Source organism: Pseudomonas sp. TMW 2.1634 (genome assembly GCF_001703595.1).
GTDB lineage: Bacteria > Pseudomonadota > Gammaproteobacteria > Pseudomonadales > Pseudomonadaceae > Aquipseudomonas > Aquipseudomonas fragi.
This window is the reverse complement of the sequence record NZ_CP016849.1, coordinates 834891-856389: the sequence shown is the minus strand read 5'-3', so window position 1 is coordinate 856389 and position 21499 is coordinate 834891. Positions and strand designations below refer to the sequence as shown.

The 21499-nt window shown below is 60.1% G+C and carries 20 protein-coding genes; 15 read left to right on the top strand and 5 right to left on the bottom strand.

Going from position 1 to position 21499, the window contains the following annotated elements:
• Window positions 1-4 precede the first annotated feature (4 nt).
• The 4 genes from BFC21_RS04020 to BFC21_RS04005 are packed head-to-tail and all read right to left on the bottom strand — an operon-like array spanning window position 5 to window position 4390.
• On the bottom strand, window positions 5-1057 hold the full coding sequence (locus BFC21_RS04020) for a FliG C-terminal domain-containing protein (protein WP_371914932.1): 1053 nt from the start codon (window positions 1055-1057) through the stop codon (window positions 5-7).
• On the bottom strand, window positions 1032-2699 hold the full coding sequence (gene fliF / locus BFC21_RS04015; protein WP_095004952.1) for a flagellar basal-body MS-ring/collar protein FliF: 1668 nt from the start codon (window positions 2697-2699) through the stop codon (window positions 1032-1034). Before fliF ends, BFC21_RS04020 begins: the two co-directional genes overlap by 26 nt.
• A gap of 20 nt (window positions 2700-2719) precedes the next feature.
• On the bottom strand, window positions 2720-3052 hold the full coding sequence (locus BFC21_RS04010) for a flagellar hook-basal body complex protein FliE (RefSeq protein ID WP_095004784.1): 333 nt from the start codon (window positions 3050-3052) through the stop codon (window positions 2720-2722).
• Between the two features lie 45 nt (window positions 3053-3097).
• Entirely contained in the window at window positions 3098-4390 is a 1293-nt protein-coding gene (locus BFC21_RS04005) for a sigma-54 dependent transcriptional regulator (protein WP_186350196.1), read from the bottom strand.
• Window positions 4391-4934: 544 nt separating this feature from the next.
• Between BFC21_RS04005 and BFC21_RS04000 the strand changes: the two genes are divergently transcribed.
• The 13 genes from BFC21_RS04000 (at window position 4935) to BFC21_RS03940 (ending at window position 15556) form a co-directional block, all read left to right on the top strand.
• Window positions 4935-5774, top strand: a complete 840-nt coding sequence (locus tag BFC21_RS04000; RefSeq protein ID WP_095004782.1) for a FliM/FliN family flagellar motor switch protein — start codon at window positions 4935-4937, stop codon at window positions 5772-5774.
• A complete protein-coding gene (locus BFC21_RS03995) occupies window positions 5771-6142 on the top strand; it encodes a FliM/FliN family flagellar motor switch protein (RefSeq protein ID WP_095004781.1) in 372 nt (123 codons plus the stop codon). The genes BFC21_RS04000 and BFC21_RS03995 overlap by 4 nt, the downstream gene beginning before the upstream one ends.
• A complete protein-coding gene (fliP, locus tag BFC21_RS03990) occupies window positions 6139-6906 on the top strand; it encodes a flagellar type III secretion system pore protein FliP (protein ID WP_095004780.1) in 768 nt (255 codons plus the stop codon). The genes BFC21_RS03995 and fliP overlap by 4 nt, the downstream gene beginning before the upstream one ends.
• Window positions 6906-7178 (top strand): flagellar biosynthetic protein FliQ, encoded by a 273-nt coding sequence (locus BFC21_RS03985; RefSeq protein WP_095004779.1) that lies wholly within the window; start codon window positions 6906-6908, stop codon window positions 7176-7178. Before fliP ends, BFC21_RS03985 begins: the two co-directional genes overlap by 1 nt.
• Window positions 7179-7182: 4 nt before the next feature.
• Window positions 7183-7983 carry a flagellar biosynthetic protein FliR gene (gene fliR, locus BFC21_RS03980; RefSeq protein WP_120265720.1) on the top strand — a complete coding sequence of 267 codons (801 nt, stop codon included), beginning with the start codon at window positions 7183-7185 and terminating at the stop codon, window positions 7981-7983.
• Complete coding sequence (gene flhB, locus BFC21_RS03975; RefSeq protein ID WP_095004777.1) at window positions 7976-9106, top strand: flagellar biosynthesis protein FlhB; 1131 nt, start codon at window positions 7976-7978, stop codon at window positions 9104-9106. Before fliR ends, flhB begins: the two co-directional genes overlap by 8 nt.
• A 2-nt stretch (window positions 9107-9108) precedes the next feature.
• On the top strand, window positions 9109-11205 hold the full coding sequence (locus BFC21_RS03970; protein WP_120265719.1) for a flagellar biosynthesis protein FlhA: 2097 nt from the start codon (window positions 9109-9111) through the stop codon (window positions 11203-11205).
• Between the two features lie 265 nt (window positions 11206-11470).
• Complete coding sequence (locus BFC21_RS03965) at window positions 11471-11689, top strand: hypothetical protein (RefSeq protein ID WP_120265718.1); 219 nt, start codon at window positions 11471-11473, stop codon at window positions 11687-11689.
• 85 nt (window positions 11690-11774) lie between these two features.
• Window positions 11775-12539 (top strand): hypothetical protein, encoded by a 765-nt coding sequence (locus tag BFC21_RS03960; protein WP_086799585.1) that lies wholly within the window; start codon window positions 11775-11777, stop codon window positions 12537-12539.
• A gap of 28 nt (window positions 12540-12567) precedes the next feature.
• Complete coding sequence (locus tag BFC21_RS03955) at window positions 12568-12993, top strand: hypothetical protein (RefSeq protein ID WP_088377283.1); 426 nt, start codon at window positions 12568-12570, stop codon at window positions 12991-12993.
• A 76-nt stretch (window positions 12994-13069) separates the two neighbouring features.
• The gene (locus BFC21_RS03950) at window positions 13070-13735 is read left to right on the top strand and encodes a response regulator (protein ID WP_088377282.1); all 666 of its coding nucleotides are present in this window, start codon (window positions 13070-13072) and stop codon (window positions 13733-13735) included.
• Window positions 13711-15066, top strand: a complete 1356-nt coding sequence (locus tag BFC21_RS03945; RefSeq protein ID WP_088377281.1) for an ATP-binding protein — start codon at window positions 13711-13713, stop codon at window positions 15064-15066. The genes BFC21_RS03950 and BFC21_RS03945 overlap by 25 nt, the downstream gene beginning before the upstream one ends.
• A 49-nt stretch (window positions 15067-15115) precedes the next feature.
• Window positions 15116-15556: an EamA family transporter gene (locus BFC21_RS03940; RefSeq protein ID WP_088377280.1), complete on the top strand. Its 441-nt coding sequence runs from the start codon at window positions 15116-15118 to the stop codon at window positions 15554-15556.
• 37 nt (window positions 15557-15593) lie between these two features.
• On the opposite strand, the gene BFC21_RS27500 is transcribed toward BFC21_RS03940, so the two are convergent.
• Entirely contained in the window at window positions 15594-16862 is a 1269-nt protein-coding gene (locus BFC21_RS27500; RefSeq protein ID WP_256557625.1) for a hypothetical protein, read from the bottom strand.
• A 323-nt stretch (window positions 16863-17185) separates the two neighbouring features.
• Between BFC21_RS27500 and alr the strand changes: the two genes are divergently transcribed.
• Both alr and BFC21_RS03915 read left to right on the top strand, forming a co-directional pair.
• Window positions 17186-18415, top strand: coding sequence for an alanine racemase (gene alr / locus BFC21_RS03930; protein ID WP_088377278.1), 1230 nt, complete (start codon window positions 17186-17188; stop codon window positions 18413-18415).
• 933 nt (window positions 18416-19348) lie between these two features.
• On the top strand, window positions 19349-21460 hold the full coding sequence (locus BFC21_RS03915) for a TonB-dependent siderophore receptor (RefSeq protein ID WP_088377277.1): 2112 nt from the start codon (window positions 19349-19351) through the stop codon (window positions 21458-21460).
• Window positions 21461-21499 lie beyond the last annotated feature (39 nt).

The following is a 21499-nucleotide window of genomic DNA, read 5'->3' as shown; positions in this document are numbered from 1 at the left end:
CCCCTTACTCTACGGTCTGTTCACGGAACAGTTGCACCGCGAGGCCACCTTCGGTCGCCATCTGCCGCACCACCGCCATGATTTCCTTGCGCACCTGCTCGACCCGGCTAATGGGCACCGGGCCCTGTCGACGGTTCTGCGCTTCCATCTGCTGCATCTGTCGACGCGGCATCGCCCCCTGGATCGCCTTGACCAGCGCCGGCTCTGCGCCCTTGAGGGCCACCACCCACTCGCTCAGCGGAATGGCTTCGAGCAGGGCCGACAACACTTCCTGGCTCTGGCGCGAGAGGATAAAGAAGTCATACATCTCATCCTCGATGCGCTCCACCAAGGACGTGTCATGGGCACGCAACAGTTCGAACATCTGGTCGCGGTCACCCTTGTAGCGGTTCATGATATCGGCCGCCTGCTTGACCCCGCGCACCTGCGAGCCCTGGGTCGACAGCACCGACAGGCTGCGATCGATCAGTTGCTCCAGTTCCTTGATGACTTCACCGTTGATCTCGTTAAGGTTGGCAATGCGGTACAACAACTCGTCCTGGCGCCAGGCGGGCATGCTTTCCAGCACTTCGCTGGCCATCCCCGGCGGCAGGAAGGCGAGAAACACCGCCTGCATCTGCGCGTGTTCCTTGGCAATCAGCGAGGCAAACTGCTTGGGGTCGACCCATTCGAGCTTGACCATCTTGGCGCGAATTTCCTCGCCATAGATGCTGTCCAGCAAGCTACGGGTAATGTCGCTGCCCAGCGCCTTGCCCAACATGCCCGACAGGTAACTGCGCGAGGCACCCTTGATGCTGCTTTGCTCCTTGTAGTCGTCAAAGAAGCGGCTGATGACTTCACCCACCATCGGCTGCTTGACGTTGCTCAAGCGCGCCATCGCCTGGCTGATAATGACAATCTCTTCACGGGAAAAATGCCGCAGCACCCCCGCCGAGACGCTGTCGCCCATGCTCAACATCAGGATCGAAGCCTGCTCAAGAGACGTCATGTTGCGGTTCAATGAGTTGCGGGCGCTCAATATCTGCATGACATCAGGCTGGGTTGACATTGGTTTCATTGCGGCCTATCCACTGCTTAATTACTTCCGACACACGTTCGGGGTCGTTTTTTGCCAACATTTGCAAATGCTCGATTTGCAGCTCAAGCCCTGAGCCCGGTGCCGGCAGGCAAATTTCTGACAACGGGTTCGTTTCGCCCAGCATGGTTGCGAAGTTGCTGTTCTCAATGCCCTTCTGCAGCGGCTGGGGCAGCATGGCGCTGTCCTGATGCAACTCGCCGCTGCCCTGCACCTCAGGGAGCAGCACCGGCTCCTTGCGCCCCAGCAGGCGACCCAGTGCCGGGCGCACCACCATCAGCAGCAACAACAGGCTGATCAAGCCGAACAGAGCGATCTTGACCAGTTGATGCAGCTTGTCGTCCTGCCACCACAACGCTTGTTCGACCGTCATGTCGCCGGCGGCAAACGGGAAGACACTCAGGGTCAGGACATCACCGCGGCTGCTGTTGAACCCCACTGCGCTCTTGAGCATGGTTTCCAGCTCGGTACGCGCTTGCGGCGACCAGCCCCCGTCGGCCTCGGCCGTACCGTTCAAGACCACGGCAATGCTCTGGCTGCGCAGGCTGAACGGTGAGTATTTGACGTGAGTGACACTCTGGTCGTAATCCAGTTTGCGGGTGGACTCCTTGCGGATCGAGGTAGCCCCCTTGTCCGCCGTATTGGCCCGTGCCCCTGCTGCAGGCTGGGCCTGGGCAGCAGTGGGCGGCCGGTTGCTCAGCGAACCGGGGACTCCCAGCGCCAGTTGGTCCAGCACGCTTTCATCCTGCAGCACCTCATTGCGCAGGCGTGGGGTGTCGCCAAAGGCTTGTACGGTCTCTTCTTTCTGGCTGAAATCGATATCGGCGGTGACGCTTATGCGGTAGTTGCCGTGGCCCAGGATGGGCGCCAGCACCTGCTCGACATTGCTCGATGCTTTTTGCTGGTATTCCTCGACCAACTGCCAGCTTTGCGCCGGGGCGCCGTCCATGTTGAGCCCGCGGGACAACAGCGCCCCGTACTGGTCGACCACGCTGACGTCCTTGGCTTGCAACTTGGGCACGCTGTTGGCCAGCAGATTGACGATGGCCCCCACCTGCTCGGGCTGCAGCCGTGCCCCGGGGCTCATCTGCAACATCACCGAGGCCTTGGCCGGCTCCCGGTTGCTGACCACAAAGGAGCTGCTTTCCTGCATTGCCAAGTGTACCCGGGCATTGTCGATGCCCTTGAGGGCCATGATGGTGCGGGCCAGTTCGCCTTCCAGGCTGCGCTTGAGGCGCACATCCTGGACAAACTGGCTGGTGCCTAGCGGCTCATCCTTGTCGAACAGGTCATAGCCAGCGGGTACGGCCACCTGCACACCCTTGGCACTGAGCAGCATGCGAGCGCGGCCCAGGTCGGCCTCACGCACCAGGATCTGGCCGCTCTGGGGATGCAGCTGGTAAGCGATTTTGTCGGCATCGAGCACCTGCATCACTTCCGCCGCCGGGTACGCTTCCCCGGCACCGTACAGCGAACGCATGGCGCCTTGATCACGCCACAGGTAAAACACCACGCCAATGGCCAGCAGGCCAGCCAGAGCGGCCATCAGCCCCAGCCCCAGACGCGGGTCAAGCTTGACTCCGCCCAGCAGCGTCTTGAGTTTATCGTTGATTGTTTGCAGCACGTTCAGCACTCACTCGTCGATTACAACGGCATTCTCATCACGTCATCAAATGCCGTGGTCAATTTGTTGCGTACTTGCAGCAAGGCACTGAACGCGACACTGGCTTTCTGGCTTTCAATCATCGCGCCGGCCAGGTCATCGCTCTTGCCGCTGTCAACGTCGGCCATCGCCTTGCTTGCCACATGCTGCTGGGTATCGACTGCGCGCATGGCCTGTTCGAAGGCAGCACCGATGCCGCCGCCAACGCTCTGATCGAATACCGCGGCAGGTTGAATCATCGGGCCTTGCGCCAGGCTCCTGGCCTGTTCCATCTGGCCCAACAGGTTTTGCTGGACACTCAAAATCGAGCTCATGGGTTATGTTCCACTGGGGTTGGCCTATCGGTTGAAGGTATAAAATCAGAAAGCCGGCATCGATATGCCCTGCTCGCGCATGGCACTCAGTCGATAACGCAAGGCTCGGGGAGTCATGCCCAGGCTTTGCGCCGCCTTGCTTTTATGGCCGTCGAATTTGCGGATGGTGTCCAGCACATGCTGGTATTCGGCCCACTTGCCGGTAGCACGCAAGGCCGCCTTGCCGTCACCGGCATCGAGGTCCGGCAGCCGCGGCGCACCGACAGGCGCAGCCGCGAATGCCAGCCCCAGGTCCTGGGGCTGGATAAACAGCCCCTTGCGCAGGATCAGCGCGCGTTGCAGGGTGTTCTCCAATTCGCGCACATTGCCCGGCCAGTCGTGCTGCAACAGGGCCTGGCAGGCCTGTTCGGTCAGCAGGTGCTCGGCATCTTCCTGGGGCGCATAGCGGCTGATAAAACGCCGTGCCAGCGCCAGCACGTCATCCTGGCGCTCGCGCAGCGGGCAGATATGCAGGGGCAGCACATCCAGGCGGAACATCAGGTCCGAGCGAAAACGCCCCTGGGCTACCTCCTCGCTCAGGTCACGGTTGGTCGCGGCAATGATGCGCACGTCCAGGGCGATCTCCTTGTGCCCGCCCAGGCGCTCTACGCGCTGCTCCTGCAGCACGCGCAACAGCTTGGCCTGCAAGCCCAGCGGCAACTCGCCGATCTCATCCAGCAGCAGGGTGCCGCCGTTGGCCATTTCAAACTTGCCGCACTGGGCCGTCACCGCCCCGGTGAAGGCCCCGCGCTCGTGGCCGAACAGCAGCGACTCAAGCATCTGCTCAGGGATGGCGGCACAGTTGACCGCTATAAACGGGGCATTGTCCCCCGAGGCAAAACGATGGATATAGCGCGCCATCATCTCTTTGCCGGTGCCCGTTTCACCGGTAATCAGAATCGGCGCACGGGTCACGGCCACCCTTTGGGCCATTGCCAGCAGACGACGCCCGGCGGCAGAGCAGGAAACAAAACTTTCCTGAGCACTGGCGGCTGCGGCATGGCGCTGCAGCAATGCCTTGATCTGGGTGCTGCTGAACGGCGCCAGCAGGTAATCCACACAGCCTCTCTCCAGCAGCGCCGTGGCCCTTTCCTGTTCGGCGTATTCCACCACCGGAATCACGCTGATATGCGGAGCGCGGCGGATCAGCGCTTCAGTTTCAGCATTCAACAGTTGAACGGAAAAACCGCTGACCAACACAAACACCAGCGTGGCCTGTTCAAGTACATGGTCATATAACTGCCCATGATGCTCAACGCAGATCACCTCGCAGCGCTGCCCGGACAAACTGTCTACCAATATTGAAAAACCCTTGTTATCTGCAGTGCCCACAACAATAACGGGGGCCTGTTCAATACGAGTTTCAAATGGTGCAGTGCCTGCCTGACTATACGAATTAATAACCGGTTTCACCCTGTATACCTGCGGTTTGGATCGCCTGTTGCTGTTGGCCACTCGCGGTTTGCCGATGCACCTGAGCGGGTAGCCCAAGGCGATACCTGAGCGTGTTCGTTTCGGTTGTTGGCTGCATCCCGGGCAACCGGCGAAGACTCACGTTCCTGTGACGGCTCGAACTGTAGGCAAGGGCGCGAAAAAACTGAAATCATTAACAATCAAATCGTACTGATCGTTATCAAAGCGCGATTTGACAGTTTTTGATTTAGGTATTTGCACACACATTCCTATACTCGCTGACAGCCAAAGGGACCGGCCACACGCTACTCGGCCTTGGCAGGCAGCGGATGCCTGCTCCTCGATTCCAGAACACGAATCACCTGCCCGACGGTCAGGTACGAGACACCAAAGGATGCGCGCTACAACTTTCAGGAACAACTTTTCAACTATGACCCGTTATAGAAAAGTTCAACATCAGGTACCGGCAGACGGACTGTTGTTTTTAAAGCCCGAAAAATTGGGGCGCTATTATCACAAAGTACCTGTTTATATTAAAAAACTGGCTGGCAAATACCCTCGGGCGATCAGCGATTATTTCTTAAGTCACTATCGAATCAACAGTGACCTGCGTGAAGTTATTGTGCTGGAAGCGCGCCACCCCGCTCCGCAATGCCGGTATAGCACGGCCATTGGCAAAATCGGTTTCAGCATCGACCGCCCCTTGTTGAGCGAGTTGCTGGAAAGTTACTACGGTGGCAGCGCCCGACCGGCCCAGGACGAGCCGCCGATCAGTTCTTCGGAAGATCGCATGCGCACCCGCCTGGGTGTCGATATCTCGACCATTTGCGCGCGCATCCTGATGGGCAACATTGCACTGGGCACTGTCGACAGCGCGGTGAGCACCTACGAAGAAATTCACTGGGCCTACAGCATCGAGTTCGTGTTCTGCAGCACCGCCACCCATCTGGAGTCGTCGGTGTACCTCTACCTGGATGCACACGCCGTCGATGAGCTGACTCGCCGCCTCAGCGAGGACTCGCTCGCGCCCCAGGCCGAGGGCGGCGGGAATCACATCGCCGGGCTGCCGGTACGCCTCGACTGCATCCTGGCACGGGCACAAATGCCCCTGGCTTCCGTGCTCGCGCTGCAGGTGGGCGAGATCCTGATGGTGCGCCTGCTGGAGCGCTGCGAAGTGCATATCAAGCAACAAAAATTGTTTCACGGGGCCATCTCCGAAGATGACGGCGCCTTGTTCTTAACTTCTCTCGACAGTGTCAACAACCCATGAACAACTCCATCTCTGATTCCGATTTCGACAACCTGCTCAATGACAACCTGCCGGCCTTTGACGACGACAGCGACATGCCTGCAAGCGCCCCGGCGGCCGCACCCCTGCCACAACAAGACCTGAAGTTCTTCGGCAAAATCCCGGTCACCGTCACCCTGGAGGTGGCCTCCACGGAAATATCCCTGCGCGAACTGATGGACGTTGACACCAGCAGTGTCATTGCCCTGGACAAACTGGCTGGTGCGCCACTGGACGTCAAGGTCAACGGTGCCCAGTTTGCCAAGGCCGAAGTGGTCGTGGTGCATGGTAACTACGGCTTGCGCATCGTCGAACTCAGCGGCTCCAGCCTGAGTGACCTGGCGCTATGAGATTGATCAAACCGATCGGCTTTGCCCTTTTGGTTCTGCTCATGATCCTGGTGCCGAAATGCGCCTGGGCGGCCAATGGCGAAATCTCGTTGCTGAACCTTACTGACGGTGAAAATGGCCAGCAACTGAGCATCAAGCTGCAAATCCTGGTGATGATGACGCTGCTGGGGTTTCTGCCGGCCATGTTGATGATGATGACCAGCTTTACCCGCTTCATCATTGTCCTGGCCATCCTGCGCCAGGCCCTGGGCCTGCAACAGAGCCCGCCCAACCAGATCCTGATCGGCATTGCGCTGTGCCTGACCATGCTGGTGATGCGCCCGGTATGGCAGGAGATCTACCACGATGCCTACCAGCCGTTCCAGAACGACCAGATCACGATGGACCAGGGCCTGGACGTGGCCAAGAAGAGCATCAGCGGCTTTATGCTGGCGCAAACCAACAAGGCCTCGCTGGAGACAATGGTGGGCCTGGCCAACGAAACAATGCCCGAGGACCTCAAGGAGCTGGACTTCTCCCTGCTGCTGCCGGCTTTCGTGCTCAGCGAAGTCAAGGCCGCGTTCCAGCTGGGTTTCATGATCTTCCTGCCGTTTCTGGTGATTGATCTGGTGGTGGCCAGTGTGCTGATGGCAATGGGCATGATGATGCTGTCACCCATGATGATTTCGCTGCCCTTCAAGCTGATGGTGTTTGTGCTGGTGGACGGCTGGGCCTTGTTGATGGGCACCCTGGCCAGCAGTGTCCAGCCCTTCGGAGGTGCGTGATGATGACCCCGGAAATCGCCGTCGGCCTGGTGGGCCATGCGGTACAGATCACCGCGCTGATTGTCTGCGTGCTGGTAGTGCCCAGCCTGCTGGGCGGCCTGTTGGTCAGCGTGTTCCAGGCGGCAACACAGATCAACGAACAGATGCTCAGCTTTTTGCCGCGGTTGCTGATTACCCTGGGCATGCTGATGTTCGGTGGCCACTGGATCCTGCGCAAACTCAGCGACCTGTTTATCGAAACCTTCAAGATGGCCGGGGCCCTGGTGGGCTGAATCGATGAACGCGACCGAACCCCTGCTGCAGGCCAGCCAGTACCTGCACACACTGCAAGGCTACTGGTGGCCGTTTTGCCGGCTGCTGGCGGTGTTCAGCATGGCCCCGCTGTTCAATCACAAGGCCATGTCGAAAAAACTCCGGGTGTTGCTCGCTCTGGTGGTCACGGCCGCCATTAGCGGCGCCCTGCCCCCCATGCCGCAGGTCAACCCGTTGTCGGCTGAAGGCGCCTTGCTGGCACTGGAACAGATCGCGTTCGGCCTGATCCTGGGGTTGTGCCTGCAACTGGTCTTCACCGTGTTCAGTGTGGTCGGCGAAGTGGTCTCGGCGCAGATGGGCATGACAATGGCGCGCTACAACGACCCGGTAAACGCCGTGTCGTCGTCCTCTATCGTCTATCAGCTGTATTTCGTGCTGCTGGTATTTCTGTTTTTGTCCATCGACGGCCATCTGCTGACCCTCAGTGTGCTGTTCAAGAGTTTCAGCCACTGGCCGGTCGGCAGCGGCCTCAACTACCAGAGCTACACGACGTTCATGCAGGCCATTGCCTGGGTATTCAGCGCCGCCGTGCTGCTGACCCTGCCGATGGTGTTCTGCGTGGTACTGGTGCAGTTCTGCTTTGGCCTGCTCAACCGTATTTCGCCGTCAATGAACCTGTTTTCCCTGGGTTTCCCGATCACCATCCTGGTGGGGCTGCTGTGCATCTACATGACCTTGCCCAACCTGCCGGAAAATTACCTGCACCTGACCCGCGACCTGCTGGACAACATCGCTGCGATGCTCGAAGGAGGGCCCGATGTCTAACAACAGCGCCCAGGAGAAAACCGAAGACGCAACGCCCCAGAAGCTGCGCAAGAGCCGTGAAGACGGCCAGGTCACCCGCTCCAAGGACCTGGCCACCACCGTCTCGCTGATTGCCACCTTGCTGATCCTGCGGATGGTGTTTTCCAGCTATTACCAGGGGCTGGAGCAGAGCTTCCGGATTTCGTTCCTGAACTTTCACGCCAGCGAAATCACCCAGCAAGACCTCGGCCTGATTCTCAGTCACAACCTGGCCCTGTTTGTGAAAATACTCGCGCCGCTGCTGCTGACCAGCCTGCTGGTGGTGGTGTTTTCCCTGATCCCGGGGGGCTGGTTGTTTGTGGCCAAGAACTTTTACCCTAAATTCAGCAAGCTCAACCCGATTACCGGGCTGGGGCGCATCGTGTCCAAGCAGAACTGGGTCGAGCTGCTCAAGTCGATGGCCAAGATTGCCGTGCTGATTGGCGTGGCCTGGTTGCTGATCAGCGACGCCATCCCGCAGCTGATCGCCCTGCAGCGCACCAGCCTGCCCACGGCTATTGGTACGGCCTTCAACATGGCGTTCAATATCCTGATCGCGCTGATGGGGATTTTTGTGCTGTTTGCAGCCATCGACATACCCATACAGCGCTATTTCTTCCTGAAAAAGCTGCGCATGACCAAACAGGAGCGCAAGGAAGAACACAAGAACCAGGAAGGTCGACCCGAGGTCAAGGCACGGATCAAGCAGATCCAGCGTCAGATTTCCCAGCGCCAGATCAGCAAGGTGATCCAGAACGCCGATGCCGTGATCGTCAACCCGCAGCACTATGCCGTGGCCATCAAATATGACACCAACAAGGCCCAGGCGCCCTTCGTGATCGCCAAGGGTGTCGATGACATGGCTCTGTACATCCGCAAGCTGGCCATTGCAAACACACTCGAAGTGCTTGAAATACCGCCCCTGGCGCGGGCCATTTACTTTACCACCCAGGTCAACCAGCAAATCCCGGCACCGCTGTATGCCGCGGTGGCGCATGTGTTGACCTACATCCTGCAACTCAAGGCATACAGGAACGGCATGCGTGCCAGACCGCAGTTGCCCGACAACCTCCCGATACCTGCAAGCATGGCGAACAAGGCGTAATCATGAACGTACTGAACATATTCCTCCCGACGCTGCGCAGCGGCCGGATCGGGATCCCGCTGGTTATCCTGTCCATCCTGGCCATGATTATCCTGCCGTTGCCGCCCTTGTTACTGGATATCCTGTTTACCTTCAATATCGCGATGGCGGTGCTGGTGCTGATGGTCAGCGTGTCATCCAAAAGCCCGCTGGACTTCTCGCTGTTCCCCACGGTAATCCTGATTACCACCCTGCTGCGTCTGACCCTGAACGTGGCCTCGACCCGCATCGTGCTGCTTGAGGGCCACAATGGCACGGGCGCGGCGGGCAAGGTGATCGAGTCGTTCGGCGAGGTGGTGATCGGCGGCAACTTCATTGTCGGGATGATCGTGTTTGTGATCCTGATGATTATCAACTTCATGGTGGTCACCAAGGGCGGCGAGCGGATTTCCGAGGTGACGGCGCGTTTTACCCTGGACGCCCTGCCCGGCAAACAGATGGCCATTGATGCCGACCTCAATGCCGGGCTGATCACCCAGGATCAGGCCAAGCAGCGCCGCCAGACCATCGCCAAGGAAGCCGATTTTTACGGGGCAATGGACGGTGCGTCGAAGTTTGTGCGCGGTGACGCGATTGCCGGGATCCTGATCCTGCTGATCAACCTGTTCGGCGGCTTTGCCATCGGTCTGTTTGTCTACGACCTGCCCGCGGGCCTGGCCTTCAAGCAATTTGCCCTGCTGACCATTGGTGACGGCCTGGTGGCACAGATCCCGGCGTTGCTGTTGTCGACCGCCGCCGCGCTGATCGTGACACGGATCAACGAGTCTGCCGAAATCACCACTCAGGTGCGCCGTCAGTTGCTGGCCTCGCCTGCACTGCTCTACACCGTGGCCGGGATCCTGCTGGTACTGGGCCTGGTGCCCGGCATGCCGCATCTGGCCTTCCTCGGGTTTGCCGCCATTGTCGGGGGTGTGGCCTGGAGTGTGTCGCGCTTTCAGCCACCCGCCGAAGCCGTTGAACTTGAAGCCGTCAGCGCATTGAGCGTGGCCATGAACAACGAGCGCAGCCACAGCCTGGCCTGGGATGACATCCCCCATGTCGAGCGGTTGTCGGTGTCTCTGGGCTACAAACTGGTGGGTCTGGTCAATGAGGCCGCGGGCGCCCCCCTGACCCAGCGCGTGCGCGGCCTGCGCCAGACCCTCTCGGAGAACCTGGGCTTTCTCCTGCCCGAGATCCAGATCCGTGACAGCCTGCGACTCAAGGCGGCGCACTACAGCATCCACATCAACGGCGAGCAGATCGAGGGCGCCGAAATCCATGCCGACCACCTGATGGCCATTCCTTCGGCCGAACTGTACGGTGAAGTGGACGGTATTCTTGGCATCGACCCTGCCTACAAGATGCCGGTGGTGTGGATCAACCCCGCCGACAAGAGCCGCGCCCTGAACCTGGGCTACCAGGTGGTGGACTGCGCGGGGGTGATCGCCACGCATCTGAACAAGGTGATTCGCGACAACCTCGCGGACATCTTCAAACATGATGACGTCGACAGCCTGATGCAGCGCCTGACCGAACTGGCGCCCAAGCTGGCCGAAAACCTCAGAAGCCAGCTGTCGTATACCCAACAACACCGGGTGTACCGCCAATTGCTGGTGGAGAACATCTCGGTGCGCGACATCGTCACCGTAGCCACGGCGCTGGTCGAAAGCAGCGAGACCACCAAGGACCCGGTGCTGCTGGCATCCGACGTGCGCTATGCCTTGCGCCGCAACATTGTGGCGAGTATCAGCGGGCGCCGCGATGAAATCAGCGTATTCGTGCTCGACAATGCCCTGGAAAACACCCTGCTGGGGGCCTTGAGCATTGCCCAGCAGGCAGGACCGGTGAGCCTGGACAACATTCCCGTGGAGCCCAACCTGCTTAACCAGCTGCAAAATGCGATGCCGGTGGTCAAGGAAAAACTGCGCAAGGACGGCCACCCGCCGGTGCTCACCGTCATGCCGCAATTGCGCCCGTTGCTGGCGCGTTATGCGCGGGTCTTCAGCCCGGGGCTGCATGTGCTGTCGCAGAATGAAATCCCGGAGAACGTCAGCGTTAATATCATCGGCACACTGGGGTAAACAGGCTGCGAACGCCACAAATCCCCTCTGTGGGAGCGGGCTTGCCCGCGATTGCATCACCGCGGTGCAGCACAAACACCGCGCCGGCGCATCGCGAGCAAGCCCGCTCCCACAATCACTCTATTTCACCGTTTATTTGACGATTTTTTCTCAGCGCCGGCTCTACATTCGCTGCGATTAGACATGCTAATGATTCCTGTTTATTCACGACGCCTCAGCGTCGCCTTCCCCCTGAAAAACTCAAATAAACAGGACTGCCCGCGCCATGACTCCCCGTCGCTTTGCCCTGCTCAGCAATGCCCTGCTCAGCAATGCCCTGCTGGCCGCAGCCCTGGTCAGCACCGTTGACGCCCATGCGGCAACTGGCGACGCCGGCATCGTGGTCTTCTACCAGTCGCCCTGCGACACACAAACCGCGTTGTTCCTCGGTGACGCCGTGCTACTGCCCGCCACCCTGGGCCTGGCCCATGTACTGCCCCATTGATGCGTGCCGGCTCAGTCCCGGCTAAGTCTTGCGCCGTACCTTTGCCCTGCGCCACACAACGCACCATACCGCAGAGGTCAAGACCATGAACAACGCAGCCCGCTGGCTGAACAAAGTGCCCGAGGTGACCCTGTCCTTCTGGGTGATCAAGATCATGTCCACCACCGTGGGCGAAACAGGTGCCGATTATCTGGCCGTAGATGCCGGATTCGGCGCCGGCCCCACCAGCCTCGGCATGGCCATGCTGCTGGCCGTAACGCTGTTCTGCCAATTGCGCACCCGCGCCTGCACCCCTTGGCTCTACTGGCTGAACGTGGTGCTGGTGAGCGTGGTGGGCACCCAGATCACCGATATCCTCACCGACAAGCTGGACGTCAGCTTGTACACCAGCACGGCGCTGTTTTCGCTGCTGCTGGCGGTCACCTTTGCGCTCTGGTATCGCAGCGAGCGCAGCCTGTCGATCCGCGATATCACCACTGCGCGGCGCGAGCTGTTCTATTGGGCCACGGTGCTCTGCACCTTCGCCCTGGGCACTGCGGCAGGGGATCTGGCCACCGAGGCCCTGGGCCTGGGCTTTACCCTCGGCGCGGTGATCTTCGCGGCGCTGATAGGGGTCACGCTACTGGCCTGGCGCATGGGCGCCAATGCGGTGCTGACATTCTGGATCGCCTACATCCTGACCCGACCGTTTGGCGCGTCCCTGGGTGACCTGTTGACCCAGGCCAAAACCTACGGCGGGCTGGGCATGGGCGCCAGCTGGACCAGCGCGCTGTTCCTGTGCGTGATCGTGCTGCTGGTCGGCGCCGCGCAACTCAATGCCGGCAGCAACCGCAAGGCGATCGCCGAGTAACCTTTCACCGTCAACCAAGGACATCCCCATGCGCCATGCACACCGCGTTATCCGTCACTTCGCCCTGGCCACCACACTCGTGGTTCTGGGCCTGAACGCCGGCTGCTCCAAACCCGCCGACGCGCCGACTCACCAGGTCAGCGCCAGCCAGAACCCGAGTGCCTCGAAGTTGGGCGACCTGTCGCAGTTTCATGCCATTGCCGCAGAGGTCGGGGCACTGGTGGCGAACAACGATCTGGCCGCGGCCAAAACCCGCATCAAGGACCTGGAAACCGGTTGGGATGCGGCCGAGGCCGGCATCAAGCCGCGCGCGGCCAGCGACTGGCATGTGCTGGACAAGGCCATCGACCGGGCCCTGGAAGCCCTGCGCGCCAGCACGCCCAACCCCGCCGACTGCAAGCTGGCAATGGACAACCTGCTCAAGGCCTTTGACAACCTTAAAGGTGGCGCATAAGCGCAAAACGCCAGCGAATAACGGCACAGATGCTTCACTTGGATCTGAGCCACTGGCTTTTATGATGGAGAGGGACATGCGCATATTGCTGGTCGAAGATGACCCCATGATTGGCGACGCGATACAGGGTGCGCTGACGGATGCCAGCTATGCCGCCGACTGGGTGCAGAACGGCGCGCACGCCCTCAGTGCCCTGGCCACGCACACCTACGCGTTGGTGCTGCTGGACCTCGGCCTGCCCGGCCAGGACGGCTTTGAGGTACTGGCCCGCATTCGGGCGCGTAACAACCCGGTGCCGCTGCTGATTATCACCGCGCGCGACAGCCTCGATGACCGCTTGCGCGGCCTGGACGGTGGCGCCGACGACTACCTGCTCAAGCCATTTGCAATGGCCGAACTGCTGGCGCGCATGCGCGCGGTGCTGCGCCGCCTGGGCGGCAGCGCCGTGCCCGTGCTTGGCAATGGCGTGGTATCGCTGGACCTGGTGTGCAAGCAGGCCAGCACCGCAGCACACCACGCCGTGCCCCTGTCCAGCCGTGAATTCGCCCTGTTGCAGGCTCTACTGGTACGGCCCGGGGCGATTCTGTCGCGCAGTGAACTCGAAGAGCGCCTGTACGGATGGGGCAACGAAGTCGAAAGCAACGCTGTCGAGTTCCTGATCCACGCTTTGCGGCGCAAGTTGGGCAGCCATGTCATCAGGAATGTCAGGGGGCTGGGATGGATGGTTTCAAAAAACGCCTGAGCGAATCTGTCCAGCTCAGGCTGTCGGTGGCCCTGTCATTGACCATTGTGCTGGTGGCCGTGGCAGCCAGCGCGTTCGTATTTGTTTCGGCTCTCGACGAGGCCCATGAACTGCAGGACGACACCCTGCGCCAGGTGGCCATGTTGTATGACCGCCAGCACATGACCCTGCACTATCCCGAAGGCCCGGCCCTGGAGGGCGATGACGAAGAGTCCCGGGTCATCATCCAGCACCTGGCTGACGGCAGCCAGGCCTTGGCCAATGGTGACGAAACCCTGCCACTGCCACTGCCCGCCACCCTGGTCGATGGCCTGGCCACGGTTGATGTCGGTGGCGAAGCCTTTCGTGTCCTGGTGCACAGCACAAGCCGCGGCGAACGCATAGCCGTGGCCCAGGAGGTGGGCGCGCGCGACAAGGACGCCCGCGAAAGTGCCTGGCGCAGTCTGCTGCCGTTCCTGATCCTGTTCCCGGTATTGCTGCTGGTGGTCGGTGATCTGGTGCGCAAGCTGTTTCGCCCTATCGCCAGCCTTGCTGCTGAAATCGACCGCCGGGGCGAACAGTTACTGCACCCGATTGACGAACAGCACCTGCCTGCCGAAGTACGCCCGTTTGTGGTGGCCATCAACCGTTTACTGGCCCGGGTGGCTCAGGCAATGGACGGCCAGCGGCGCTTTGTCGCCGATGCTGCCCATGAGCTGCGCTCGCCCATGACAGCGTTGTCCCTGCAAGCCGAGCGGCTGGCCGCCTGCTCCTTGCAGGTGTCGGCACGCGAACGCCTGCTGCCCTTGTGCCAGGGCATTGAGCGCAGCCGTCAGTTGATTGATCAGTTGCTCAGCCTGGCTGCCGCCCAGGCCGCCGTTCCCCGCCCGCAAGCCCGGATCGGGGTTCACGCGGTGTACCGTCGAGTGCTCGAAGACTTGCTGCCACTGGCCGAGCAAAAACACCTCGATATCGGTGTTGAAGGCAGCGCAGATGTGCAGTTGCTGATAAACCCGATGGACCTGTTCACCCTGATCAAGAACCTGGTGGACAATGCCATCCGCTATACCCCAGCAGGCGGCACCATCGACCTGTGCCTGACACAGACCGACACCGGTGTATGCCTGCAGGTCAAGGATTCGGGCCCTGGCATCAGCGTCGAGGAGCACGATCGGGTGTTCGATCCGTTCTACCGTACCCTGGGCTCGGGTGAGACTGGCTCCGGGCTGGGGCTGTCGATCGTGAGGGCGATTGCCGAGCGGGTCGGCGCCAGGGTTGCACTGGGTTTTACTGATGAAACCAGCCGGCGCGGGCTGTGTGTTTCACTCTGGTTCCCCTGCGCCAGGGGCTAAAGCTGGCGTATGCTTTGCGCCATTCCCAACCACCACCGCAGCAGGCCTTATGAGCACACCTCTGCTTTCATCCTGGATTTTCTGGGCGCTGCTCTCGGCAGTTTTTGCCGCCATGACGGCCATTTTCGGCAAGATCGGCATTACCGGCATCAATTCCGACTTTGCCACTTTACTGCGTACCGTGGTGGTGCTGGTGAGCCTGGCGTTGATCCTCTATGCCACCCGCCAGTACCAGTCGCTGAGCTCGATTTCGGCACGCAGTTATTTGTTTCTGGTGTTGTCGGGGCTGGCCACAGGAGCCTCGTGGATCTGCTATTACCGGGCTCTGCAACTGGGCCAGGCGTCGCTGGTAGCCCCCGTGGACAAGCTCAGCGTGGTGATTGTCGCCGTGCTGGGGGTGGCCTTTCTGGGCGAGAAGCTCGACATCCGCCAATGGGCCGGGATCGGCCTGATCACTGTGGGCGTGGTGGTGCTGGCGTGGCGGCGCTAGGCTATTGTGCCGTTGGCGGCCGCCAGGCTTGGCACCCTCAGTGCAGCTCGCTGTCAAAAATCACGGTGATGGTGCCCCTATAGGTGCTGCCTGAATGATCGGCGATCATACTGGCCACCTGATCGCGCTCAACGTTGAATTGTAATGTTGCAGCGCCATTGTCGACATAGTGGCTCGGTGAAAAAATGGTCGGGGTAGTGGTCAACAGATAGCGGTTCACGGGTTGACTGGAGGCATCGCGCAGGCCGTTGGGCAGGGTTATCCGGGTGTCCACGGTGACCGTATGGCCTGCGGGGTTGCGTATACCGCACCGCGAGGCCTCGGTGTATTCACATTGCAGCTCGACGCTCAATGGCGTCGATGCCCAGATATTGAAGGCCTGGCTCGCTGCCAGTGCTTGCGGGCGCCGCCCGCGGTCCAACCATTGTTGCCAGCCGCCTGCCGGGTACAGGCTGATGCGATTATAATTGGCCGGAAACTGGAACTTGAGCGTGTGCTGCACATCAAGGGATAAATTGAACGTGACCTCGGTTTCGCTGGTGGTCAGATTGTCGCCAAAATCGAAGTCGCCATTAGGGCCAACCGAGTAGGTGATGGAGCCGACATAGGTGCCGCTTTCCATTCTCAGCGGGTCCGGGGTAGTCATCCGGTAAGCCACGCTGGGATTGCGTAACCGCAACCAGGGGATTTCAAACTTCGCAAGCTTGCCACAGGCTTGCTGCACAGGTGTAAACCAGAAAAAATCTGCATCCAGATAAGAGGGGGCAGTCATCTGAGCCCCAAGTGTGCAGGGGGCGGCAGCAAAATAAGACCAGTTCTCCCCCCACAAAGCATTATGGGCAGAAAACGGTCCTGAATTGACACCGGTTATTGTGTTTACGTACGGATTCGTTCTGATAGTCCCGCTTAAAGCCGTAATGGATAACGCCACTTCGGCCGTTTGCCCCGATGGGCCGGTCACTTGAACGGTTCTGGTATCCGCTGGGACCTTGAACATTGCGCTGTCCCGAAGACTGGAGGGGTTGGCCGGGATGGGATACTGCGTAGTGGGCTCCATTCCCAGACGGATGCTGTACAGCGGCGGCCTGCACATACTGGGAAACGTGAGGCACAACCCGGAATTGGGCGTGGTGTTCTTGAACTCGTTGACATTCGGATTGGCCGGATCCGGCGAGAACACTGCGGTTATTTCGACCACTGCCGCCTGAGCCCTGGGCACTGCAAACAGCGCCAGTATCAGGCAAAACCATAGAAAAAAACCTGCTTGCACCTGCAGATTCAAAGGGGATTTATCAAGCTTGCGCATGGCTGGGGTTTGACCTTGGCAGACCGGTTACCGTGAATCGACACCCCATCCAGCAGGTGCCCGTTAACCAATATTAGACTTAACCGGCTTTCCCCCAGTCCACCCGCAAACGGCAACAAATCGTGTCGTTCCCACTGCCCACACAGCGTACCCGCCCATGCCGGTTGGAAGACGTCTCACGCTTGACTAACGCGCACCCTATTGCGCCACGACACTTTCAGACAGATCTGCGGCCGAGGGAGTGACTTTTCCTACAGGCAGGTTCTAGTATTGCCGCGCCTCACCCTGCCCCCCTAAAAAAATAACGTATGGAAACTGCACAAATGCCCTTCACCCGTACCCTTCTCGCCCTTTCCCTGGGCATGGCTCTCCTGCAAAACCCGGCGTTCGCGGCACCGCCCCTGTCGATGGTCGACGGCGTTGCTCAGGTCAATACACAAGACAGCAACGCCTGGGTCGAGATCAACAAAGCTGCGTTCGTGCACAACATTGGCGTGTTGCAAGCGACTGTCGGTGACAAATCGAAAATCTGCGCAGTGCTCAAGGCCGATGCCTACGGTCATGGCATCGGCCTGTTGATGCCCTCGATCATCGCCACCGGTGTGCCTTGCGTAGGCGTGGCCAGCAATGAAGAAGCCCGTGTGGTGCGCGAAAGCGGCTTCAAGGGCCAACTGATCCGCGTGCGCACGGCAGCACTCAGCGAGCTGGAAGCAGCGCTGCCATACAATATGGAAGAGTTGGTGGGCAACCTTGATTTCGCCGTCAAAGCCAGCCTGATCGCCGAAAAACACGGCCGTCCGCTGGTGGTTCACCTGGGCCTGAACTCCAGCGGCATGAGCCGCAACGGCGTGGAAATGACCACTGCCGAGGGCCGCCGCGACGCCGTCGCGATCACCAAGGTGCCGAACCTTGAAGTGCGCGCGATCATGACCCACTTCGCCGTCGAAGATGCCGACGACGTACGTGCCGGGCTCAAGGCGTTCAACGAACAGGCGCAATGGCTGATGAACGTGGCCCAGCTTGATCGCAGCAAAATCACCCTGCACGCGGCCAACTCGTTCGCCACCCTGGAAGTGCCCGAGTCGCACCTGGACATGGTCCGCCCGGGCGGCGCCCTGTTCGGCGACACCGTGCCGTCGCACACCGACTACCAGCGCGTGATGCAATTCAAGTCCCATGTGGCCTCGGTCAACAGCTACCCCAAGGGCAACACCGTGGGTTACGACCGCACCTGGACCCTGGGCCGTGACTCGAAACTGGCCAACATCACCGTGGGCTACTCCGACGGCTACCGTCGCGCCTTCACCAACAAAGGCATCGTGCTAATCAACGGCCACCGCGTGCCAGTGGTGGGCAAGGTGTCGATGAATACGCTGATGGTCGATGTTACTGACGCGCCGGATGTCAAAAGCGGCGATGAGGTTGTGCTGTTCGGGCAACAGGGCAAGGCCGAAATCAGCCAGGCAGAAGTTGAAGACATCAACGGCGCACTGCTGGCCGACCTGTACACGGTGTGGGGCAACTCCAACCCGAAGGTACTGATCGACAAGTGACCGACAACCTGTCGGCCGCCCACGCGAGGTAAGGCTTGCTACCCGTCGGGATTTTCAGGGCAACAGTCACCCCGCCCTGAAAGCGGAAAATTGTTGATCTTGATCTGGCTCTGGCTCTGGCTCTGGCTGTTGATTTTGATCTACCGCCCCATCGGGAGGCCGAGAGGAGGTTCTGCGCAGTGGGTCGACCGGCATGGATGCCGGGAGAGCCGCGATGGGCCAGGGATGGCCCGTGGCGGCGGGCCCACGGAGCGGGACCGTAACGAGGGAACCTGAGCGCAGCGAAGGCCGGACGCCAGGGGCAAGCCTTTTTGGTTACTTTTTCGGCGTCTGGAAAAAGTGACTCGCCGTAAGGGCGAAACCAATATTCCAGTTAAACGCAAATGCCGGATATGTACTCGGTACACCGGTTAAAACCACCGAGTACATATCCATTGGATGAGTCACGGCTGTCTACGGGTTTCGCCCTTGCGGCCGACTCGCCGAGGCTCGCCGTTGCCCTCGCTCCGGCAGTGTTATGGGGCCACATAACAGCACCTGCGCTCGGCCTTCAGTGAGGGGCATTCGCGTCGTCTGGACAATCGAGTGGCTACAACAACATTAATCCCTTGTGGGAGCGGGCTTGCCCGCGATGGCAGCACTTCGGTCATCCAGATAGAACGAGGTGCCTGCATCGCGGGCAAGCCCGGCTCCCACAGAGGAAATATGTCGGTAACAAATCCTGCATTCAAACAGCTCGGCCGCCTCCTTGGCAGAACCTCCACTCGGCCTCCCGATGGGGCAGTCGATCAAAAGCCAGATCAAAGGAACTCCACAGGGTTTTTGCCACAAATAGTAAAGATGCGTTAACGGCATTGATTATCATTTGCGTAAATGTAATTATTTGTAACTAATTCTCGTTTACGCATTTCCTTGCCGGAGTATTCGCAGATCATGCGCTCACTGTTCAGCCTTCCTACGTCTGCCCTTACGCTTGTCGCACTAGGGATTCTCAACACGGCTTCTGCCGAAGAGAACACCCTCAACCTGCCCTCCACCAGCATCACCTCCACCGCAGACGATGAAGCGCCGCAAGGCTATCAAGCCAAACCCAGTGCCACGACCACACGCCTGAATCTCACCGCCGGGCAGACCCCCCAGGGCATTTCCAGCATCAAGCGCGAGCAGATGGACGACTTCAAGCTCAACAGCATTCGCGATGTCATGGACAGTACTCCGGGGGTCAATGTGCAAAAGGTCGAAACCGACCGCACCTACTTCACCGCCCGCGGTTTCGATATCACCAACTTCCAGTACGACGGCATGGGCATGGGCCTCGCCGGCGGGGTGCTGGTGGGCGATATCGACACCGCACCCTACGAGCAGGTGGATATCCTGCACGGCGCCAACGGTTTGATGACCGGCAGCGGCAACCCCTCGGCCACGGTCAACTTCATCCGCAAACGGCCCACTTATGAACCCGAGGCCAAGGTCAGCGTGAGCGCCGGTTCCTGGGACAAGCGTCGGGTCGACCTGGATGTGTCCGGGCCGCTGACCGATTCGGGCAATGTGCGCGGCCGGCTGATCTATGCCAACGAAGTGGGTAACTCATACCTGGACCGCTACTCCCGGGAAAAGAACATCTTCAGTGGCCTGCTGGCCTTTGACCTGACTGACGACGACACCCTGACCGTCGGCTACGAAGAGCAAAAAAGCAACGCCAACGGTGCCAGCTGGGGCGCGTTGCCCCTGACCGACAGCAGCGGCAACGCCCTGCACTACAGCAGCACCAGCGCCAATATTTCGCAGCCCTGGGTGTACTGGGACGTGCGCACCAGCCACGCCTTTGCCGAATGGCAACACAACTTCGCCAATGACTGGAAGTCCACGCTGACCGTGACCGCGATGGAACACCGCGAAGACACCGACATGTTCTATATCTATGGCGACAGCACCTCCAGCACCGGCTACACGGGGCTGGCGTCCAATTACAAGGGCAAAACCCGCGAACTGGATGGCGACCTCTCGTTCAGTGGCCCCTTCAGCCTGGGCGGTCGCGAGCACCAATTGACCGTCGGCGCCAACGTGGCACGCTCACGCACCCGGGAAACCTCGCTGTACGGCACCTCGTCCTACTACACACCGGTGTCGCTGGAAGATGCCCTCAACGGCGTCATCCCCAAGCCCACCTACAACATGGCCAACGCCGACGCCACGTCAGACTTCACCGACCGACAGAAAAGCCTCTACGCCGGTGCCCGTTTCAGCCTCACCGACGACCTGCACCTGATCACCGGTGCGCGCATGCTCAGCGCCGACAGCGATGGTGAAAACTACGGTTCGGGGCGCGATGTGAGGATTCATGGCAAGGTCACGCCTTACGCCGGGGTGGTTTATGACCTCACACCGCAGTACTCGCTGTACGCCAGCTACACCGAAATCTTCAACCCGCAGTACTACCTCAACACCCAAGGTCAGGTGCTCGACCCGCTGGAAGGCAAAAGCTACGAAGCCGGGATCAAGGGGCACCTGCTGGACAAGCGCCTCGACGTGTCTGCCGCGGTGTTCCACACCAAACAGGACAACGTCGCGACCTACGCAGGCTTCAACCCTTCCCTGGGCGGCTATTTGTATGAGGGCATGTCGTATAAAAGCAGCGGTGTAGAACTCGAAGCTACTGGCGAACTGGCACCGGGCCTGCAAGTCAGCGGCGGCTATACCTATGTCTATATCACCGATGCCGACAACAACCGCGGGCGCAAATTTATCCCGCGCAATGCGCTCACCTCCTCCATGACTTACAAACTGCCGATGGCGCCCAAGGTCAAAGTAGGTGGCAGCCTGAAGTGGCAGAGCAAGGTCGAAAATGACGACACCCCGGCGGCAAATCAGGCCGCCTATGCCCTGGTGGGCCTGATGGCCAGCTACGATATCGATCAGCACTGGAGTACCCAGCTCAACCTCGACAACCTGACCAACGAGAAATACCTGCAAAGCGTGCGCTATGGCCAGAGCAATTACGGAGCACCGCGTAACGTCACGGCATCGGTAAGCTGGAAGTTCTAGAGCGGGTAAAACCGGATGTGGTGTCGGGACAATAACCAG